We start from the raw sequence: 19181 nt of genomic DNA on the forward strand, positions 1-19181 counted from the left end.
TTGGCTAAGAAAATTTAACTCAAACAGCTTCTAAATTATTCTGGGGCGGCAGACAGGACCCGATACGGTTAAAAAATATTCTTAATGAAAATAAGAAAAGTGAAGCCCAAAACTTCACTTTTTTTGTAACATCTTCCCGAATTTTACAACTTATCGGTAAATCTCAGAAGTATGTTGAAAAAGTTACTTTTTCTTTCTGCCGTCGAAATTTCCACTGAAACCTATTTTCCATAGGACTTCAAATTTGAGTCGGCAAATATTACCGTTAAGTTCCTTTCTGAGAAAAAACATTTTATCATTGCGCAGGATAATTCAAAAGAGACTTTTATAAAAGAATAATACAATGAAATATTTAAAAATAAATACCGTGCAGGATGCCGATATGGAAGCACTGAAAAATGCCATCCTCCAGATGAAAGGCGTAGACTCTGTAGAAATAATCGACGACGAAAATCCGGAAAGCGAACTGAAAAAAGCTTTTGCCAAAACAAAGGAACAGTTTAAAAAAGGGGATTATGAAACATTGGTCAACGATATATTTGATATTCTAACAAAAAAATAAATTATAAAGTACATGAAAAAAGCCATTTTATCGATTGCTTTATTGGTTGGTATTTTCTTTTCCACAAATGCAGCGGCCCAAACCGAAACCTCAGGCAGGGAAAAAGTCTACCGGGCAACCCACACTAAAGTCACGGAGCTGAAGCATACAAAACTCAAGGTGAATTTCGACTATCAGAAAGAACAGATGAACGGGGAAGAGTGGCTTACGGCAGCTCCTTTCTTCTATCCGACCAACGAACTCACGCTGGATGCCAAAGGCATGCTGATTCACGAAGTGGCATTGGAGGCGAACGGTAAAAAATCGCCTTTAAAATATGATTATAAAGATGATGTTTTAAAAATTACACTGGATAAAACTTACCAGAAAAATCAGGACTATACGGTTTACATCAAATATACGGCGCGTCCCAACGAAGTAAAGCAGGAGGGGAGTGCAGCCATCAGCGATGCGAAAGGTCTTTATTTCATCAATGCGCAGGGAACGGATCCCGATAAGCCGACCCAGATCTGGACCCAGGGCGAAACGGAATCCTCATCTGCCTGGTTTCCGACCATCGATAAATCCAACCAGAAAACTACGGAAGAGATCTATATGACGGTTCCTGATAAATACGTTACCCTTTCCAACGGAATTTTAAAAGATTCCCAAAAAGAGGCAAACGGCCTGAGAACGGATCACTGGGTGATGGATAAAAGGCATTCCACATATCTTTTCTTCATGGGCGTAGGCGAATATGCCATTGTGAAAGACAAATGGAGAAATATTCCGGTGGATTATTATATGGAGAAGGAATATGAGCCGTATGCTAAGCAGATCTACGGAAATACGCCTGAAATGATCGAATTTTTCTCTAAAAAGCTGGGCTACGACTATCCGTGGGCAAAATATGCGCAGATCTCAGGAAGAGATTATGTGAGTGGTGCGATGGAAAATACAACGGCCACGCTTCACGGAAGCGGCGTTCTGCAGAAGCCGGGACAGCTTGTTGATGAAAATGCATGGGAAGATACCATTGCTCACGAGCTTTTCCACCACTGGTTCGGAGATCTCGTAACGGCAGAAAGCTGGAGCAATCTTACTGTAAACGAATCTTTTGCCAATTATTCCGAATACCTGTGGAACGAATATAAATACGGAAAAGACCAGGCTGATTACCATTTGATGAAAGATGTAAACATGTACCTCACAACACCCGGTAATTTCAGTAAAGACCTTGTAAGATTTAATTACGATTCCCGTGAGGATGTTTTCGACCTGGTAACCTATCAGAAAGGAGGCGGAATTCTTCACATGCTGAGAAACTATCTGGGCGATGATGCTTTTTTTGCCGGAATGAATGACTATCTGAAAACCTACGAATACGGAAATGCAGAAGCCCATCAGCTGAGGTTGTCGTTCGAGAAAGTTTCCGGAAAAGATTTAAACTGGTTTTTCAACCAATGGTATTTCGGAAGCGGTAACCCGAAGCTGAAATATTCCTACACCTTCGAGCCTGTAAAAAAACAGGTAGCTGTTATTATCGAGCAGACCCAGGAGCAGCCGTTCCAGTTTCCGCTGGCCATCGATGTATACGAAAACGGCAAGCCGAAAAGATACAACGTCTGGGTAAATGCGGAAGCGAAAAATACGTTTAATTTCGATGCTTCCAAAAATGCGGATCTGGTGAACATCAATGCAGACGGTGTTTTACTGGCTGAGATTACCGATGCTAAAACTCCTGAACAGAATCTGACGCAGTTTACAGGGTCAAAAGAATTCAAAGGCAGATATGAAGCATTAAACGGAATTAAAGATCAGGTAGGAAAAAATCCGGCAGCTACCAAACTTTTAGCAGCTGCTCTTAAAGATCCTTTCTTCAGAATAAGAATCAGGGCTTTAAAGCTGATGGACCTCTCCAACGCCGAACAGTTCAAGGCGATGGGAGCAGAGGTTGAAAAACTGGCAGCCAATGATCCTAAAACACTCGTGCAGGCAGCAGCTATTTCAGCTTTGGCAAAGACCAAAGACAGAAAATATCTCCCTATTTTTGAAAAAGGCATGAATGCGGTTTCTAATTCGGTAAGAGGAAGCTCCGTAAGTGCCATTATCGAAATTGATCCTTCAAAAGCGGCTTCGCTGGCAGAAAAAATCGACCTGAAAAATGCTTCGGAGGAACTTATGGGCAAATTACTTCCGGTAATTGTGAAGAATAAGGTGACTTCACAGATGGAGAATATTACCCAGCTGGTTGCTTTTTATCCTTTTATCAAATTTCAGAATCCCGAGTTGGGCAAGTCGGCAGAAGAGGGATATAACTGGATAATGAGTTCCGATAACCTGAAGGCCACGGAAAATATTACCAAAATGCTGGGCCAGGCAAAAGGGGAGATCGGAAATAACCCTCAGGTTAAAATGATGATAAGCCAGATGCTGAAAGAGGGGCTGAACAAAAAAATGGAACTGCTGAAACAGAATCCTCAAAGTGCAGCCAGCATCAATAAACAGATCGATGCTATTAATAAAGCCATCGAAGATTTTAAATAATAATATAAGATCGTACTATTTCAGTAAATATGATAACCGCTGTTCTCGGATAGCGGTTATTTTTATTTTTAGAGATTGTATTAAAATTAATTTAAATTTTTAACAAAATATTTCATTTATCTGTTTTTTTACCGTAGTTTTGCTGTCAAATTAATACCGATAATCATTGAAGTTAATACAGTGTGTCTGAGGACAGGATAAATTGATAATAATTTCAGTTTAAACGTATGAAAATCAATGATAATCATTATTCAGGATACACCACACAAATTACCTTATTACATTTAATTTTTATAGCTGCTGACCGGAATAATCATTAAATATTATAAGTTCAGGAAGGGTTATGGAAATAATAAATATTTTTATTTATAGCTGAACACAAATTTAATTAATAATTTACACCTTGGACATTTCCGTATGGAGATGTCCTTTTCATTAGCTGGAATATCCAATGGAAAATTCCTTCATTAGTTCCTCATCTGATAGAACGTATATTCAACAAAAATGAACAATCCGATAAAAATCATATATGATTAAACGTTTACATTTTTTAAATTCGTAGTAAAATAAATCATATGACTGTTGGAATTGAGGCGGCAAGCTACCATGTGCCTTCATTATATCTGGAAATTAGAGAACTCGCAGAAAAAAGGGGAATTGAACCTGCAAAACTGGAAAAAGGCCTTGGTCTTCACAAAATGGGCTTTCCCGATGTGCACGAAGATGCGGCTACGTTCGCGGCGGAAGCGTTGCTTAAACTGATCAGGGATTATGATCTTGATCCGAAAGAAATAGCAAGAATCTATCTCGGTACGGAAAGTGCCCTTGATGCGGCTAAACCTACTGCTTCATACGCCATGCAGATGGTGGAAGAAGTCCTGGAACCTGAATTCGGCGCAAGGGTGTTCAGAAACTGTGATGTGGTGGATATGACCTTTGCCTGTATCGGTGCTGTGGATGCGCTTCATAATTCACTGGATTTCGTACGCGTAAACCCTGATAAAAAAGCAGTAGTGATTGCCAGCGATTACGCAAAATATGAACTGGCTTCGTCCGGGGAATATACCCAGGGCGGTGGGGCAGTAGCCGTATTGGTTTCTTCAACACCGGACCTAATGGTAATTGAAAACAACTGGGGCGTTGCTACCGAAAGTGTCTTTGATTTCTTCAAACCGCGGCGGCATTTTCAAAAGAATGATTTAGCCGGTGCTCCCGAAAGTTTCCCCGATAAAATCGAAGTCTTTACCGACGAGCCGGTGTTCGACGGACAGTATTCCAATCAATGCTATCAGGACAGGATCAGGGAGGCCTACCAGCAGTACAAGGAAATCACAGGTCAGGAAAAACCTTATGAAAACTGGAAATATCTTATTTTCCACCTTCCGTATGCATTTCATGGAAAGCGGGTCTTTACCGAAATTTACAGCCTGGAAAACGGATTGCCTTACAATACACCCGAAGAACAGAAAGCAGTAGCAAAATCGGAGGAATATCTCCAGTTTATCAACGAAAAAATTGAGACCTCCCAAAGAGCTTCTTCACAAATCGGAAATATGTATACGGCTTCTATTTTTATGGCTTTGCTTTCCGCTTTGCAGACGGCATTTGACGAAAATGTAGAATTGGCCGGTCAGGAAATCGGATTTTTGGGATACGGAAGCGGCTCGAAATCCAAAGTGTTTGCCGGAAGAATTTCAGAAAACTGGAAAAAGGCCGCCGAAAAATGGAATATTTTTGAAGAGTTGAAAAAACGTTCACCTATAGACTTTGATACTTATGAAAAACTTCACCGGAAGCAAATGGAAGCATCCGTCAACACGAACTACCAAGGTTTCGGACTGAAATCCGTAGAACTTGAAAATCCGGTGCTGAAAGGAGCAAGATATTACGGTTTTCAGAAATAAAATTCAGCTTTAATACAGCCTCAACCGGAATTTCAATAAGTTCCGGTTTTTTTATTCAAACCAACTCTAACTTTATAATGAAGAATTACCGTCATTGTCATCGCCGGGTAAATTTTGAAATTAAATTTTTAAACCACATTTATACCGATTATACCATGGCTTAGAGAACCTCAGTCTGACACCGCATATATGCAATTTGATCTGAATTAAAATAGTTTTTTAAAGTGATATATAATTCCGTTTAGTATTAGCGCGATTTGATCCTGAGGCTCTCGAAGGATTTTATACGCCATCAGCCACCGGGAAAGATTCGTGTTTGGACTATTAAAACCACAAATCTGAACAGATTTTCACTGATGTTTGCGCATTTTTTTGTTTAAACCACTGTAAAATGACATTTAATTGTCCATCCCGTAGGGATCTCAACATAGTATTAGATAGTCCCAGGTAAAATTCGCGTTTACATGAAAATCTAGATTTTCTCTAATGTATTCTAAACTATTTTTAAATCTTTTCTCTGCCTCTCTGTGGCTTATGTGTAAAATCTCCCACAGATTACATAAGTTTTTTACAGATAGTTGTGTATGCTTTGTTTAGTAGGCTGGATGGGAGGAAGCTGGATATTTAGGAGCGCATATTTTTTTAACCACGGATTTGCACGGATGTATACAGATGATTATGCTTAAAATAATGCAGTGCAGATCCTTTTCAGGATGACAAACCGAGCGAATAAAGTAAGTACAGCCTCATGAAAATCTTTGATTTTCTTCTTCTGTGTTCTAAAATATGCACAATGTAAGCAACTAAAAATCTAATGTGCCTTACGTGTTAAAATCTTTTGCCTCTTTTCTGCCAGGAAAATGTAAATTGAATAACATTATTTTTTCCAGAATCCATTACGCTGTGCCCAGCTTTTAAATAATTGTGGCCATTGAGCAACCTCGTTTCCCGGTTTTCCCAACCCCCAGCCGTGGCCTCCGGTCCTGAAAATATGCATTTCAACAGGAACCCCGGCTGTTTCTAATGCAGCTTCCATAAGATAACTGTTGGCAACAGGGGAAATAGGATCATCTGCCGCCTGGGCCAGAAAAGTGGGCGGCGTATCTTGGGTAACCTGCTTTTCCACTGAAAAATCAGTTTCTTCTTTTATAGTCGGATTATTTCCTAAGATACTTTTCAGGGAGTGCGTTTTATTATTGGGGGGAAGCATGGAGATCACGGGATAAATCAGCCCTGTAAAATCCGGTCTTGACGATAATGAATCTATGGAATCCACCGGTTTATAAAATTTCTTATCGAAAAGAGTAGCGGTAATTCCTGCCAGATGTCCGCCTGCAGAAAAGCCTAAAACGCCGATTTTATGCGGATCTATTCCATATCTGCCGGCCCTGCTGCGGATGAGTCTTACCGCACGTTGCGCATCTTCAAAAGGGACATGGGTGGTGGGCCATCCTTCCTGCGGGAGTCTGTAAATCAATTCAAAAGCAGTGATCCCTTGGGATTGCAGCCAATCGGCAGCGGGCGTACTTTCTTTTCCCAGTTCGATATGGGCATAGCCACCGCCGCTTATGACCAGAATAGCCGTTCCGTTAGGATGTTCAGGCCGGTGGATGATGAGCCTTGGTGTTGAAATATGGATAACAGAACCTTTATCGCTGATGGTCTCAGATCCTGTTGATTCGCCTTCATCAGGCATCTTGTCGTTCCATATGTCGATCTGTTCCGAATCCTTGGGCGAAGTAAAGCTTTGTCCAAGGGAATGACTGACCGCCATAAAGGAAAACACGAAAATAAGAATAGGTTTCATTCAAAGAAAACCGTTTGGTCCTGATAGCTTTTCGGGGTAACGCCTACCAGCTGTTTAAAGACGCGCGTAAAATAATTCGTATCTGAAAATCCGGTCTGGAAAGCCGTTTCCTTAATGCTGTTCCTGCTGGCCAGCAGTTCCTTTGCCCTGCTGATTCTTTCCTGGAGAATGAAATCGTTCGGCGAAGTTCCCAGTTCTTCTTTAAACATTTTAAAGAAATTCGATTTGCTTACGTAAGCCATTTTAGCGATGCTCTCTACCGACAGCTTTTGATGCAGGTTTTTTTTGATGTAATCTGCGACGAATCCGATTCTGGATTTATTTTTGGCTATATTCTTTTCAACAATGCCTCTCGCCTGGGTCTGCATCAGCCGGATCAGCAGCTCTTTCAGTGCAAAATCCGCCATAATATCTTTCTGGGAATTATCATCCATGGCAATCCGCATAATATTATTCGTGGCGGAAGCAAGGGAAGTATTGTTGAAAAGGAAATATTCATCCAGTTCAATATTCCAGTGAGAAGTTTCATCCGCTTTCGGAAGGTGGTAATTCAGATAATTGAGAGAACTTTCTAAAAATTCGGGATTAAGGCTCAGCGAAATACACTGCGTAGGTGTTTCATCAGCTTCAGGAAAGTCGATGACCATGGTTTCTCCCGGTGATACAAGTACGCTTTCCCCGGGAAAATAATCGAAATAGCCCGTCTTGTCATCAAGCTTCATGTGCTTTTTTCCCCGAAGCATAGCCGTGAAAGCAATTGTTTCAAAATGCAGCTTTACTCCGAAAGCCGCCTGGTGCGTTTCATAGATGCTGAATTCGCAGTTGTTCAGATTGAAAGTAGTCCGATTTTCAACCAGGCTCAACAGCTGGTTTTCCCTTTGTAGTACAGGAGTTTCTAATAAAATCTTGTTACAGCTCATTTCTAAACGTTTTTCGGTGCCTGTTTACCCAAATATAGAAAATATCTGCACACCAATTTGTTAATGAAAGCATAAAAATAATTGTAGTGTACGATTTTGAAGTTTTTTTGTACGATTATGCTATCCGAATATCATGGGGAAGTGTAATTTGGTACACATAAAAATTAAAAATTGTACGAATTATGAGCACTACAACACAACAGCAATCCGGAACTTTATTGCAATGGCCGGAATTCAAAAGTAAATACGACAATTACATTAACGGCCAGTTTACCGCACCGGTGAACGGACAATATTTTGATGTGGTTTCTCCGGTAAACGGTAAAAATTTCACCCAGGCAGCGCATTCTTCCAAGGAAGACCTGGAACTTGCAGTCAATGCAGCAAACAAAGCTTTTGAAACATGGAAGGATACTTCTTCTACCGAGAGAAGCATCATTTTGAATAAAATAGCCGACCGGATCGAGCAGAATCTTGAATATATCGCCACTGTGGAAACCATCGATAATGGAAAGGCGGTACGGGAAACGTTGGCGGCAGATATTCCGCTGGCGATCGATCATTTCCGATATTTTGCCTCGGTAATCAGAGCAGAAGAAGGATCTCACAACGAACTGGATAAAGATACCGTTTCTCTTATTGTACACGAACCGCTGGGTGTGATCGCGCAGATCATCCCGTGGAATTTCCCGATCTTAATGGCCGTATGGAAACTGGCTCCGGCATTGGCAGCAGGAAACTGTGTTGTCTTGAAACCGGCAGAAAGCACGCCGATTTCCATTATGGTTTTAATGGAATTAATCGGTGACTTGCTTCCTCCGGGTGTTGTTAATATCGTAAACGGCTTCGGGGCAGAGCTGGGAAGAGCACTGGTAACCAATCCGAAAGTAGCGAAAGCTGCATTTACAGGATCTACGGCAACCGGTCGTCTCGTAATGCAGTATGCTACGGAAAACATCATTCCCGTAACCCTTGAGCTGGGTGGAAAATCACCGAATGTGTTCTTCAGTTCCGTGATGGATGCCGACGACGAATTTTTAGATAAAGCGATTGAGGGAGCTGTTCTTTTTGCCCTGAATCAGGGAGAAATCTGTACCTGTCCTTCAAGGCTGCTCGTGCAGGAAGATATTGCCGATGCTTTCATTGCTAAAGTCATTGAAAGGGTAAAAGCTATTAAAGTCGGAAATCCGCTGGACAAAACCGTAATGATGGGAGCGCAGGCTTCTCAGATTCAGAAAGATAAAATCCTTTCTTACATTAAATTAGGAAAAGAAGAAGGTGCGGAAGTATTGGTAGGTGGTGATGTGAATCATGTTGGGGAAGGCCTGGAAAACGGATATTACATTCAGCCGACGATCTTTAAAGGCTCCAACAGGATGAGAATTTTCCAGGAGGAAATCTTCGGCCCGGTACTGGCTTTCACCACGTTCAAAGATGAAGAAGAAGCCATAAAAATCGCTAACGATACCATTTATGGTTTAGGTGCAGGGGTCTGGACCAGGGATGCACACCAGCTGTACAATGTTCCGCGTCATATCCAAGCAGGAAGAGTGTGGGTAAACCAATACCATTCTTATCCTGCAGGTGCACCTTTCGGAGGATATAAGCAGTCCGGGATCGGGCGTGAAAACCATAAAATGATGCTCGACCATTACCGTCAGACCAAAAACATGCTGATTTCTTATAACAAGAACAAACTAGGTTTCTTTTAATTTTAATAAATGATGGCGTGCCCGTTTTCCCCGTCTTGCAACGGGGAAACGGTCGGGCTATCCAGGGCTCCACTTCGTTTCGGTGCTTTGCACGCCCGCCTTCGGCGTGCCCCCTTCCTATCCCTCACGCAATACGTTTTGTTCTGAAAAATACAGAGGTTTGGTATAAATCTCAGGCATATTTTGGTAAATGAAAAAGAAGATAATCCATTAGCCGACGAATGTAAGTTCGATGGAGTCAAACGTCTGCGAACTTGAAATATCCGGTGTTAATAAAAAACGGATGAGCCTCCTGCAAAAAAAACTAACTCAAACTAACTCAAATAATTTTATATGATCCCCAAAACAATGAAAGCGGCGGTGGTACAAGGGTACGGCCAGTCGTTAAAAATAGAAGAAGTTCCGGTAAGAGAACCCGGAAGATATGAAGTGCTGGTAAAAGTGATAGCCTGTGGTGTTTGCCATACGGACCTTCATGCGGTGGATGGCGACTGGCCTGCAAAACCCAAAATGCCGCTTATTCCGGGGCATGAAGGAGTGGGGATTGTAGTAGCCTGCGGACCTGAAGCTTATGTAAAAGAAGGAGATGCGGTAGGTGTACCGTGGCTGTATTCGGCCTGCGGATGCTGCGACTACTGTATTACCGGTTGGGAAACACTTTGTGAAGCTCAGAAAAATGGTGGTTACAGTGTAGACGGTGGCTTTGCAGAATATGTAATTGCAGATTCAAGATATGTGGGACACCTGAAAAATAATGTCAACTTTTTAGAAATTGCACCGATCCTTTGTGCTGGAGTTACCGTTTATAAAGGATTAAAAGAAACCGAAACAAAACCTGGAGAATGGGTGGCCATTTCTGGTATCGGCGGATTGGGGCATGTTGCGGTGCAGTATGCAAAAGCAATGGGAATGCATGTGGCAGCTATTGATGTTGCTGATGATAAGCTGGAACTCGCCAAGAAATTGGGTGCAGATTTGGTCGTCAATGCAAAAAATACTGATCCCGGGGAATACCTGCATAAAGAAGTTGGCGGGATGCACGGCGCCTTGATTACAGCTGTCTCTCCTATTGCTTTCAAACAGGGGATTGATGTTCTGAGGAGAAAAGGAACCATTGCACTAAACGGGCTTCCTCCTGGCTCATTTGAGCTTCCGATCTTCGAAACGGTACTTAAGCGGATTACAGTAAGAGGATCTATTGTAGGGACAAGAAAAGATCTTCAGGAAGCACTGGATTTTGCCAATGAAGGATTGGTGAAAGCAACGGTGACTGCTGCAAAATTAGAGGATATCAATGATGTTTTTGATAAAATGAAAAAAGGGCAGATCGATGGAAGGATTGTCCTGGATATTGCCGGAAGCGCAAAACAGTGATATAATATATGGTTCGGCAAATGAAATTTCGCCGAGCTTTTTTTTAATTTTATAAAGACTTATGAAACGAAGGTGTTAAAAAAATGATTTTAATGAACAAAAGGAAATTCTATTGTTTGTGTGCGACACAAATTTATTTGGAGTATCAATGCTCAATTCGCAAAGATTTTAGGATTTTTACAGAATAAAATTCATTTGTAGCCATAGTTTAAGGGTCTTCAACGTTTGTTTTTTGCCATAAAACAAAAGAATAGCAGAATATTAATACAAAAGAAATTATGAAAACTGAAATAGCAAGACTTTCCGTTACAGAAAAAGCATTGGAAGTAATCTGGGAACTCGAAAAAAAATATGGCGATCTGATGTTCTATCAGGCAGGAGGATGCTGTGAAGGGACCCAGCCGCAATGTTTTGAGAAAGGTGGCTTTTTCCCGAGAATGAACGATGCTATGATCGGAACGATCCATAACCACGAATTCTGGATCGACCGAGATCTCTTTGAATACTGGAAATATTCCCATTTTACCCTGGATGTGACCGACGGATTCGGACCCGGCGGATTTTCTCTTGAAACACCTCTTGGTAAAACATTTAAGGTTATTTACAGGCTCTTTACTCCCGAAGAACTCAAAAACCTGGAACCGGTGAAGCGGAGTGAATGATTTAAATGATTATTGGATACTCTTAAACTGATTGCTTTTCCGGGCAATGAAGTATAACTCCCTTTCAAAGTCATATTTGTCTTTTTTTATTGCTCTTTTTAATCCGAAATACTGAATTAATAAGAGAATAAATGGCAAAGCGGTAAGAATAAAATTTTCGTCCTCTTTAAAAAATTGTAGAGCAATAAAGATCATTGAAGGCATCATACAAATAAGCAAAAGAAAATAAGGCAGAAAAGGAACAAATTCTACAGTAATAACAGTTCTGTCATTTTCTTTTGATAGATTTCCTTTGATTACAGAATGAATTACATTAAAATCAAAAAAATAGACTCTTTTTTTAATCGTAAAATGATCCGGATTAACTATTCCACGGTATTCAAACCGTGTAGGAATTCCGTTATCCGAAATTAATGACAGGAAGGTCGTATTGGTTTTATAAGTGATTTTCCGAAGACTTTCTGTAAATTCAGATCCGTCCATCTCAATACTGAGATTTAAGCTGTCATAGAGTCCGATACTTTTGTAAAAAGAATTCATGGTAAATTAAATGAAATTAATATAAATAAGTAGATCACACCTCCACAAACCTACTCACAAACATCGAAGCGACCAATTGTCCCACCGCATTCAAAACTGTTGCTAAAGGATCTACCAATGTTCCGATGATCATCACGGCCGGAATGGCTTCCTGAGGCAGCTGGTACACCGAAATCATCAGCATCTCCCCGATGTAGCCGCCGTTCGGGATTCCACCTGCTACAATGCTTACAAAAACCGTAATCCCTAACGCAAGCAGCAAATTCATCGGATCAAAGAAATCCCTTCCAATAATCAGGAACGCAACATAAATTTTAATAATTGACGACATCGACGAACCGTTTTTATGCAAAGTCGTCCCGATCGGAATCACGATATTTGAAATCTGGCTCGGAATACCGATCTTTGAAGCAGCCTGTAAATTGGCGGGCATCGTCGCAAAGCTGCTGCAGGTACTCAAAGCGGTTAAAGTCGGAAACGGAGCGTTGGTCCAGAAGCTTTTTACTCCGTTTCTTCCATCGGCCAAAAACGCATACAGCGAAAAGAACACGAAGAAATAGACCACTCCCGCAATATAATACAGGCCAAGCGGTTTGGCATAAAACCCGAAAAGCTGAGGTCCCAGCGTAGCAACCTGATAGGCGAAATAAGCACCCAGCCCGATCGGAGCCACCTTCATAATCAGCAGGAGTAGCTCTTTCATAACTTCATATCCTGAAGCAATAAATGAACGGAAAACCTGGCCTTTTTCTCCCGCCTTGCGGGCAGAAAAACCTGTCATAAACGAAAAGATCAGTAATGCAAGCATATTTTGCCTGGAAAAAAGCTGCGTAAATTCGCCTACGGTAAAGAAACCGACAATCCTGCTGCCCCAACTCTCATCACGTACCGTTGCTTCTACAATCTCACTGCTGCCCATAATACCCGAAACCGGAAACAGATAGACGGCTCCAATCGTAAAAACAGCTGCGGTGAGAATGAAAAAAAGGAAAGTCAGTACCATCGTAAACATGATTTTTCCGAACTTTGATTGCTGCTCCAAAGAGGCAATCGAATTCGAAACGGCGAAAAATACCAGCGGGACAACGCTTACGAACAGCAGGTTCAGGAAAATATCGCCCAAAGGTTTCAGGTAAACCACAAGCCCGGGCGCAACGATTCCGATAATGCTGCCAATGGTAATTCCGAGAAGAAGAAATAAAATTCCGGAGTAATTTTTCAGAACATGGTTCATGGGTTGCTTTTTGATCAAAGATAGAAGTAATTTTTAATATTCCCGCAGCTGTTTTCGGTCTCAAATTTGTTAATTTTAAGAAAAAATTGTTTCTATGGCTTATATAGATTACTATAAAATTTTAGGCGTAGACAAGGGCGCAACACAGGAAGATATCAAGAAAGCATATCGCAAACTGGCGAGAAAACTCCATCCCGATCTTAATCCTGATGACAAGGAAGCGGAAAGAAAATTCAAGGAACTTAACGAGGCCAATGAAGTTCTCAGCAATCCCGAAAACCGGGCCAAGTACGATAAATACGGAGAGCACTGGAAGCATGGCGAGGAATATGAAAAAGCCCAGCAACAACAGCAGAGACAATATCAAAATCAGGGAGGAAACTTCGGAGGCGGATTTTCCGGTGCCGATTTTGGAGATGGAGAAGATTTTTCAGACTTTTTCCAAAGCATGTTTGGAGGAGCAGGCGGAGGTTTTGGACGAAGTTCACGGGGAAGCGCATCGGGGAAATTTAAAGGACAGGATGTTCAGGCGGAGCTGAATCTTAATTTAAGGGACGCAGCCACCACACATCCGCAGACCTTCGAGATCAACGGTAAAAAAGTAAGGATTACCATTCCGGCAGGTGTGTATGACGGTCAGCTGATCAAGCTGAAAGGCCATGGTGAACCTGGTTATAATGGAGGGCCAAATGGAGATTTGTATATTACTTTTAATATCCCGGCTGATCCGGATTTCGAAAGAATTGGTGATGATCTGAAAACAAAAGTTTCGATTGATCTCTACACAGCTGTTTTGGGGGGAGACGTAAAAGTGAATACCCTGAATGGAAGCGTCAACCTGAAAGTAAAACCGGAAACCCAGAACGGTATGACCGTACGGTTGAAAGGCAAAGGTTTCCCTGTATACAAGAAAGAAGGGCAGTCCGGTGATCTGTTCGTGACCTACGAAGTGAAATTGCCGACGAATCTTACGGATAAGCAGAAAGAACTTTTTGAACAACTTAAAAATTCCTAGGTTATGAATGAAAGAATATCACGGGAAGAACTCGTAAAAATATACAATATTGAAATCACTTTTTTTGATGAGCTGGTAGATTCCGGCCTGTTGAAGATACATACTGATAATGAGATCCGTTACCTGATGTATGAAGACCTTCCAGTCTTTGAAAAATTGACGAACTGGCATTACGATCTGGACATTAATCTTCCGGGACTGGAAGTGATCCACGGCATGCTTCAGAAAATGGAAGACCTGAGAAACAGGAACCGGGAGCTGATGAATAAGCTGTCTTTGATCAGCGGGAGATATGAGGAAGGGTAGTTTAAAGTTTAAAGTTTAAAGTTTAAGGTTTAGCGTTTAAAGTTTCTGTGTTTCATGAATTTATGGTAATCCTTTTGAATGGAAGAGGAAATTCTGAATTTTTCCGTTAGTTTTGTATTCAGAAATATCCATATGAGCGAAGAAAAAATAATTATTCTAAAACCGAAAAGACAGGATTTCGAGGAAATATATTTTAATGGTAACCAGGGAAGTTTATTTTTTTCGGCAACTACCAGGGGGAAAACCATTACAACCATTGTTATCGGAGCCATTTTGCTGATCGTATTTATTTTCAGGAACGATTTTACACAGGAAAAAGCAGGCATTTTATATTTTGTCAGCTTTCTGTTTTTATTGTGTGCCGTTTTCCTTTCGGTAAGCATCAATAAGGTGTCCCGGTGGAAAAAACAGGTAAACCATTATTTAACAAAGATTGAAAATTGTAACATCTACGAAATTTGTTTTGACGAAAATTTTTTCACGGTCAATATCGGCGGCGAAAAAGAAACCAGTGAATGGAAGGACTTTGAGTATTCCCAAAGCAATAATGAATGTATTATCCTTGAAGGAAAATACAGTTATATGTTTCCGAGGAAATCGATGAGCGAGAAAGATTACAGTTTTTTAAAGCAGATCCTAAAAAAGAATATAACTCAATAAAAAAACTCAGAGCAAATAGCTCTGAGTTTTTATGTATGATAGAATCTGATTAATTAATCCAGCCAGCCCATTTCCTTCATCCACTCGTCGTTGTAGATCTTTCCGACATAGCGGGAACCATGGTCGTGAAGGAGCACCACGATCACATCATCTTTGGTGAATTGGTCTTTCATCTGAACCATCGAAGCAATAGCACTTCCAGCTGAATACCCGCAGAAAATCCCTTCTTCCTTTGCCAGTTTTCTGGCGTAGATGGCACCGTCTTTATCCGTTACTTTTTCGAAATGATCGATCACCGACATATCGTAGTTTTCAGGAAGAATATCTTCTCCGATTCCTTCGGTAATATAGGTATAAGCGTTTTCTAATTTGATTTCCCCGGTTTCGTGAATCTCTTTCAGGATAGAGCCGTAAGTATCAACACCGATGATTTTGATGTTTTCATTTTTCTCCTTGAAAAATTTCCCGCAGCCTGTAATCGTACCTCCCGTACCGGCTCCGACTACAAAATGCGTTAGTTTCCCTTCCGTCTGTTCCCAGATTTCAGGAGCCGTAGATTCATAATGCGCTGCTCGGTTTGATAAATTGTCGTATTGATTCACATACCATCCGTTTTCGGTTTCTTTAGCCAGTCTTTTGGAAACGGAATAATAAGAACGGGGATCAGTAGGTTTTACATCTGTCGGACATACAATTACTTCAGCGCCTACGGCACGGAGTATATCACATTTTTCTTTTGACTGTTTCGAGTTGGTTACAAAGATACATTTGTAACCTTTGATGATTGCGGCCAGAGCCAACCCCATCCCTGTATTGCCGGATGTTCCTTCGATAATGGTTCCTCCGGGTTTCAATCTTCCATCTTTCTCGGCATCTTCGATCATTTTCAGGGCCATTCTGTCTTTCACAGAGTTCCCGGGATTGAACGTTTCCACCTTCGCCAAAACCAATGCAGGAAAATCTTCGCCTAAAACTTTATTAAGCTTTACCAATGGCGTATTTCCGATGGTTTCGAGGATGTTGTTTGCGTATTTCATAAATGTTTTTTAAAGCACATGCAAAGATACGGCTTTCGGATAATTAATCGTAACTGATATATCATTAAAAACACAAAGCAACTGTAAACCTGTAGGATAGATGCAAAACCTTCAGCGTATTATTTATGATAATGTTACGTAATTATGAGAGATAATGTAAGATTCATAATTTATTCCTTTTATTTCAATATCTCCATTCGAAAGTATCAATCAGCAAAAGTTAGCTTATTATCAATGGTCAATTTCTTCGGGTCAATAATCAATTTTTAATGACTCTAGAATTTAATTTTGGAGCAAAATTAACTATTCTCCTTTAATGTCATTAGTGAATTTCTTCGAATCAATGGCTAATTTTTCATGACTTTAAAATTAACTTGCGCATCAAAATTCACCATTGACGATTGATCATTAACTCTTCACCTTTAATTATATTTAATCGCTTTCACCGGAGATATCTTGCTGATCAGGTAGCTCGGAACTATGAGAGCAAGGCCGGAAATAAGAAGGATTCCGAGAGAAATGGAGATAATGGCAATCGGGTTGAGATCTACCGGAACGGTGCTGACATAATAATTTTCCGGATTCAGTTTGATGATTCCGAAAAACTTTTGGATCAGAATTAATCCTAAACCGATGGCATTTCCGTAGAGCAGTCCGGGAATCATGATAATCAGTGTATAATTAATAAATGTAGCTCTGATCTGTGCGTTGCTGGCACCCAGTGTTTTCAGTAAACCGATGGAATTTGTTCTTTCAATGATCAGGATTAAAAGAACCATAATAATATTGATGACAACCACAATCAGCATAATAATGATAATCAGGGCGATGTTGGTATCGAAAATGCTGATCCAGTCGGTAATCTGCGGGAATTTTTCCGTTGCTTTTTCCGCGTAGTTTTTATAGCCGATGAGTTTCTCGATTTCAGGCATATTGCGGTCGATATCGTTCACGTTTTTAAAGAAAATATCCAGTCCGCCGATCTCATCCGGCTTCATGTCCTGGATCTTCCGGACGTGGTTGATGCCGCCCAGTACAAACTGGTCATCGATCATTTTAATATCCGTTCTGTAAATCCCGACTACCTCAAACTTTCTGTAAATAGGTTTTTGATCGGCCTTTGAGAAAACGGTAACAATGCTGTCTTTTACTTTCAAATGAAGATCGTTGGCAATCTTCTGGGAAATGGTCACACCGTTATAATAGCCTTTTTCGGTAACTTTCGGTGAAGTTCCTGTTACTAAAAATTTCTTAAATCTCAGGCTGTCGAAATCTTTTCCGACACCTTTGAAGATAATGCCGGCGAAATTATGCTCATTTCTCATAATTCCCGTTACCGTAGCGTATTTCTGAACACTTTCCACATCCGGAAGTTCCTTGATTTTTTTCAGATCCAGCCCTTGGTTATCAAGGACGGAAGTGTTGTAGGAGGAATTGGATCGGGTAGAGCGGACGGTGATATGTCCGCTGAAATCTGCCAGTCTTTCCTTGATCGCCTTCTTGGATCCGAATCCGGTAGAAACGGTAATCAGTGAAACGATGATTCCCAGTGCCACGGAAAGCCTGCCGATGAAGATAATCACCCTTGACAGGTTATTTTTGTTATCTTTGGAAAACGCTATTTTTCTGGAAAAATATAAAGGAAAGTTCAAGACTATGAATTTAGATTTCAAAATTAAAAATTTACTTCTGATTTGCCTAATTTTTTTAGGAGTATTCAGCCAATATTATTCTCAGACACAGCATACGGCTGATTTTAAGACTGGCGCAGATCAGCCTGCGCTGTACCTGCCCCTTCTGAAAGGAAAAACAATCGGTGTGGTGACCAACCAGACCGGACTGATGAGCGACAGAACCCACGTTGTGGATTTCCTGGTGAAAAACGGTATTAAAATCAAATCTATTTTTGCTCCCGAGCATGGTTTCAGGGGAGATGCGGATGCCGGGGAAAAAGTAAAAAACGGAATGGATGTAAAAACCGGAATTCCTATTGTTTCCCTTTACGGTAACAACAAGAAGCCAAGCGCCGAACAGCTGAAAGGAATTGATGTAATACTTTTTGATATTCAGGATGTCGGGGTCCGTTTTTATACCTATATTTCTACATTGACGTATGTGATAGAAGCCGGGGCGGAAAATAAGGTGGAAGTCATAGTGCTGGATCGTCCGAATCCGCATGATGGATATACAGACGGACCTGTTTTAAAGAAGAACTGGACCAGCTTTGTCGGGATGCATGAAGTTCCGGTGGTGTATGGTTTAACGATCGGCGAATACGGAAAAATGGTAAACGGTGAAAGATGGCTTAAAAATAAAGTGCAGGTAAAATATACGTTAATTCCCATGAAAGATTATCATAAAACCAGGCGTTACCCTATGCTGGACCGCCCTTCGCCCAATCTGCCGAATGATAAATCAATCAATTTATATCCAAGCCTATGCTTTTTTGAAGGAACCCAGGTGTCGGTAGGACGCGGAACGGATCTTCCGTTTCAGGTTTACGGTTCTCCGTGGACGAAAAGCCTGCCTTACCAGTTTACGCCAAAGCCTACAGCGGGAGCAAAAGATCCATTCTTAAACGGAAAACTGTGCTACGGTGAAAATCTTTCGGGATACTCTGCTGATCTGATGAAGCTGAATCTGGAATGGCTGATCAAAGCCTACAAAAATTACACAAATCCGGAACTGGATTTTTTCCTGAAGCCGGCAGCCGGGAAAAATTTCTGGTTTGATACGTTGGCAGGAAGTGACCAATTGAGAAAACAAATCGTTGGAGGGAAGTCAATCTCCGAAATCAAAGCATCATGGAAATCCGATCTGGATCAGTTTGAAAAGATCCGGAAAAAGTATGTTGTTTACGAACAGTAAAAAGATGAATGGTCAATAGTTAATTTGGTATCGCCAGTCAATTTTAAGAAATTC

The 19181-nt window shown here is 41.0% G+C and carries 16 protein-coding genes; 10 read left to right on the forward strand and 6 right to left on the reverse strand.

Annotated elements, in window-relative coordinates:
- The first annotated feature begins 343 nt into the window (after positions 1-343).
- The 3 genes from ACED20_RS12375 (at position 344) to ACED20_RS12385 (ending at position 4992) form a co-directional block, all read left to right on the forward strand.
- A complete protein-coding gene (locus ACED20_RS12375; RefSeq protein WP_294241813.1) occupies positions 344-562 on the forward strand; it encodes a hypothetical protein in 219 nt (72 codons plus the stop codon).
- Between the two features lie 12 nt (positions 563-574).
- Positions 575-3088, forward strand: a complete 2514-nt coding sequence (locus ACED20_RS12380) for a M1 family metallopeptidase (RefSeq protein ID WP_378104859.1) — start codon at positions 575-577, stop codon at positions 3086-3088.
- 575 nt (positions 3089-3663) lie between these two features.
- The gene (locus tag ACED20_RS12385; RefSeq protein WP_294199484.1) at positions 3664-4992 is read left to right on the forward strand and encodes a hydroxymethylglutaryl-CoA synthase family protein; all 1329 of its coding nucleotides are present in this window, start codon (positions 3664-3666) and stop codon (positions 4990-4992) included.
- A gap of 877 nt (positions 4993-5869) precedes the next feature.
- On the opposite strand, the gene ACED20_RS12390 is transcribed toward ACED20_RS12385, so the two are convergent.
- Together ACED20_RS12390 and ACED20_RS12395 are read right to left on the reverse strand one after the other, a co-directional pair.
- Positions 5870-6799 (reverse strand): alpha/beta hydrolase, encoded by a 930-nt coding sequence (locus ACED20_RS12390; RefSeq protein ID WP_294241804.1) that lies wholly within the window; start codon positions 6797-6799, stop codon positions 5870-5872.
- A complete protein-coding gene (locus ACED20_RS12395) occupies positions 6796-7719 on the reverse strand; it encodes an AraC family transcriptional regulator (protein WP_294199486.1) in 924 nt (307 codons plus the stop codon). Before ACED20_RS12395 ends, ACED20_RS12390 begins: the two co-directional genes overlap by 4 nt.
- Before the next feature lie 182 nt (positions 7720-7901).
- Between ACED20_RS12395 and ACED20_RS12400 the strand changes: the two genes are divergently transcribed.
- The 3 genes from ACED20_RS12400 to ACED20_RS12410 all read left to right on the forward strand — a co-directional run bounded on the left by ACED20_RS12400 (position 7902) and on the right by ACED20_RS12410 (position 11467).
- Positions 7902-9431 (forward strand): aldehyde dehydrogenase family protein, encoded by a 1530-nt coding sequence (locus ACED20_RS12400; RefSeq protein ID WP_378104864.1) that lies wholly within the window; start codon positions 7902-7904, stop codon positions 9429-9431.
- A gap of 333 nt (positions 9432-9764) precedes the next feature.
- The gene (gene adhP / locus ACED20_RS12405; RefSeq protein ID WP_378104867.1) at positions 9765-10805 is read left to right on the forward strand and encodes an alcohol dehydrogenase AdhP; all 1041 of its coding nucleotides are present in this window, start codon (positions 9765-9767) and stop codon (positions 10803-10805) included.
- A 278-nt stretch (positions 10806-11083) separates the two neighbouring features.
- Entirely contained in the window at positions 11084-11467 is a 384-nt protein-coding gene (locus ACED20_RS12410; RefSeq protein WP_294199489.1) for a DUF779 domain-containing protein, read from the forward strand.
- A gap of 9 nt (positions 11468-11476) precedes the next feature.
- Here the strand turns inward: ACED20_RS12410 and ACED20_RS12415 are convergent, their stop codons facing one another.
- A complete protein-coding gene (locus ACED20_RS12415) occupies positions 11477-12007 on the reverse strand; it encodes a hypothetical protein (RefSeq protein ID WP_294324740.1) in 531 nt (176 codons plus the stop codon).
- A gap of 34 nt (positions 12008-12041) precedes the next feature.
- Positions 12042-13241: a dicarboxylate/amino acid:cation symporter gene (locus tag ACED20_RS12420; protein WP_378104870.1), complete on the reverse strand. Its 1200-nt coding sequence runs from the start codon at positions 13239-13241 to the stop codon at positions 12042-12044.
- Positions 13242-13335: 94 nt separating this feature from the next.
- Between ACED20_RS12420 and ACED20_RS12425 the strand changes: the two genes are divergently transcribed.
- The 3 genes from ACED20_RS12425 (at position 13336) to ACED20_RS12435 (ending at position 15222) form a co-directional block, all read left to right on the forward strand.
- Complete coding sequence (locus tag ACED20_RS12425) at positions 13336-14256, forward strand: DnaJ C-terminal domain-containing protein (protein WP_378104873.1); 921 nt, start codon at positions 13336-13338, stop codon at positions 14254-14256.
- A gap of 3 nt (positions 14257-14259) precedes the next feature.
- Positions 14260-14562 carry a chaperone modulator CbpM gene (locus tag ACED20_RS12430; protein WP_294199493.1) on the forward strand — a complete coding sequence of 101 codons (303 nt, stop codon included), beginning with the start codon at positions 14260-14262 and terminating at the stop codon, positions 14560-14562.
- Positions 14563-14640: 78 nt separating this feature from the next.
- Positions 14641-15222 carry a YcxB family protein gene (locus ACED20_RS12435; RefSeq protein WP_294263507.1) on the forward strand — a complete coding sequence of 194 codons (582 nt, stop codon included), beginning with the start codon at positions 14641-14643 and terminating at the stop codon, positions 15220-15222.
- Between the two features lie 53 nt (positions 15223-15275).
- Here ACED20_RS12435 and ACED20_RS12440 read toward each other — a convergent pair whose 3' ends face one another.
- The gene (locus ACED20_RS12440; protein ID WP_294199495.1) at positions 15276-16259 is read right to left on the reverse strand and encodes a PLP-dependent cysteine synthase family protein; all 984 of its coding nucleotides are present in this window, start codon (positions 16257-16259) and stop codon (positions 15276-15278) included.
- Between the two features lie 422 nt (positions 16260-16681).
- Positions 16682-17911, reverse strand: coding sequence for an ABC transporter permease (locus ACED20_RS12445; RefSeq protein ID WP_378104878.1), 1230 nt, complete (start codon positions 17909-17911; stop codon positions 16682-16684).
- Positions 17912-17915: 4 nt separating this feature from the next.
- On the opposite strand from ACED20_RS12445, the gene ACED20_RS12450 reads away from it, so the two are divergent.
- The gene (locus tag ACED20_RS12450) at positions 17916-19127 is read left to right on the forward strand and encodes an exo-beta-N-acetylmuramidase NamZ domain-containing protein (protein ID WP_378104880.1); all 1212 of its coding nucleotides are present in this window, start codon (positions 17916-17918) and stop codon (positions 19125-19127) included.
- Positions 19128-19181 lie beyond the last annotated feature (54 nt).

The organism is Chryseobacterium sp. sg2396 (assembly GCF_042610505.1).
GTDB lineage: Bacteria > Bacteroidota > Bacteroidia > Flavobacteriales > Weeksellaceae > Chryseobacterium.

Excerpts from the sequence above, each read along its gene's own strand:
- ACED20_RS12375 (WP_294241813.1), top strand. The coding sequence starts at position 344 with ATGAAATATTTAAAAATAAATACCGTGCAGGATGCCGATATGGAAGCA.
- ACED20_RS12380 (WP_378104859.1), top strand. The coding sequence starts at position 575 with ATGAAAAAAGCCATTTTATCGATTGCTTTATTGGTTGGTATTTTCTTT.
- ACED20_RS12385 (WP_294199484.1), top strand. The coding sequence starts at position 3,664 with ATGACTGTTGGAATTGAGGCGGCAAGCTACCATGTGCCTTCATTATAT.
- ACED20_RS12390 (WP_294241804.1), bottom strand. The coding sequence starts at position 6,799 with ATGAAACCTATTCTTATTTTCGTGTTTTCCTTTATGGCGGTCAGTCAT.
- ACED20_RS12395 (WP_294199486.1), bottom strand. The coding sequence starts at position 7,719 with ATGAGCTGTAACAAGATTTTATTAGAAACTCCTGTACTACAAAGGGAA.
- ACED20_RS12400 (WP_378104864.1), top strand. The coding sequence starts at position 7,902 with ATGAGCACTACAACACAACAGCAATCCGGAACTTTATTGCAATGGCCG.
- adhP (WP_378104867.1), top strand. The coding sequence starts at position 9,765 with ATGATCCCCAAAACAATGAAAGCGGCGGTGGTACAAGGGTACGGCCAG.
- ACED20_RS12410 (WP_294199489.1), top strand. The coding sequence starts at position 11,084 with ATGAAAACTGAAATAGCAAGACTTTCCGTTACAGAAAAAGCATTGGAA.
- ACED20_RS12415 (WP_294324740.1), bottom strand. The coding sequence starts at position 12,007 with ATGAATTCTTTTTACAAAAGTATCGGACTCTATGACAGCTTAAATCTC.
- ACED20_RS12420 (WP_378104870.1), bottom strand. The coding sequence starts at position 13,241 with ATGAACCATGTTCTGAAAAATTACTCCGGAATTTTATTTCTTCTTCTC.
- ACED20_RS12425 (WP_378104873.1), top strand. The coding sequence starts at position 13,336 with ATGGCTTATATAGATTACTATAAAATTTTAGGCGTAGACAAGGGCGCA.
- ACED20_RS12430 (WP_294199493.1), top strand. The coding sequence starts at position 14,260 with ATGAATGAAAGAATATCACGGGAAGAACTCGTAAAAATATACAATATT.
- ACED20_RS12435 (WP_294263507.1), top strand. The coding sequence starts at position 14,641 with ATGGAAGAGGAAATTCTGAATTTTTCCGTTAGTTTTGTATTCAGAAAT.
- ACED20_RS12440 (WP_294199495.1), bottom strand. The coding sequence starts at position 16,259 with ATGAAATACGCAAACAACATCCTCGAAACCATCGGAAATACGCCATTG.
- ACED20_RS12450 (WP_378104880.1), top strand. The coding sequence starts at position 17,916 with ATGAATTTAGATTTCAAAATTAAAAATTTACTTCTGATTTGCCTAATT.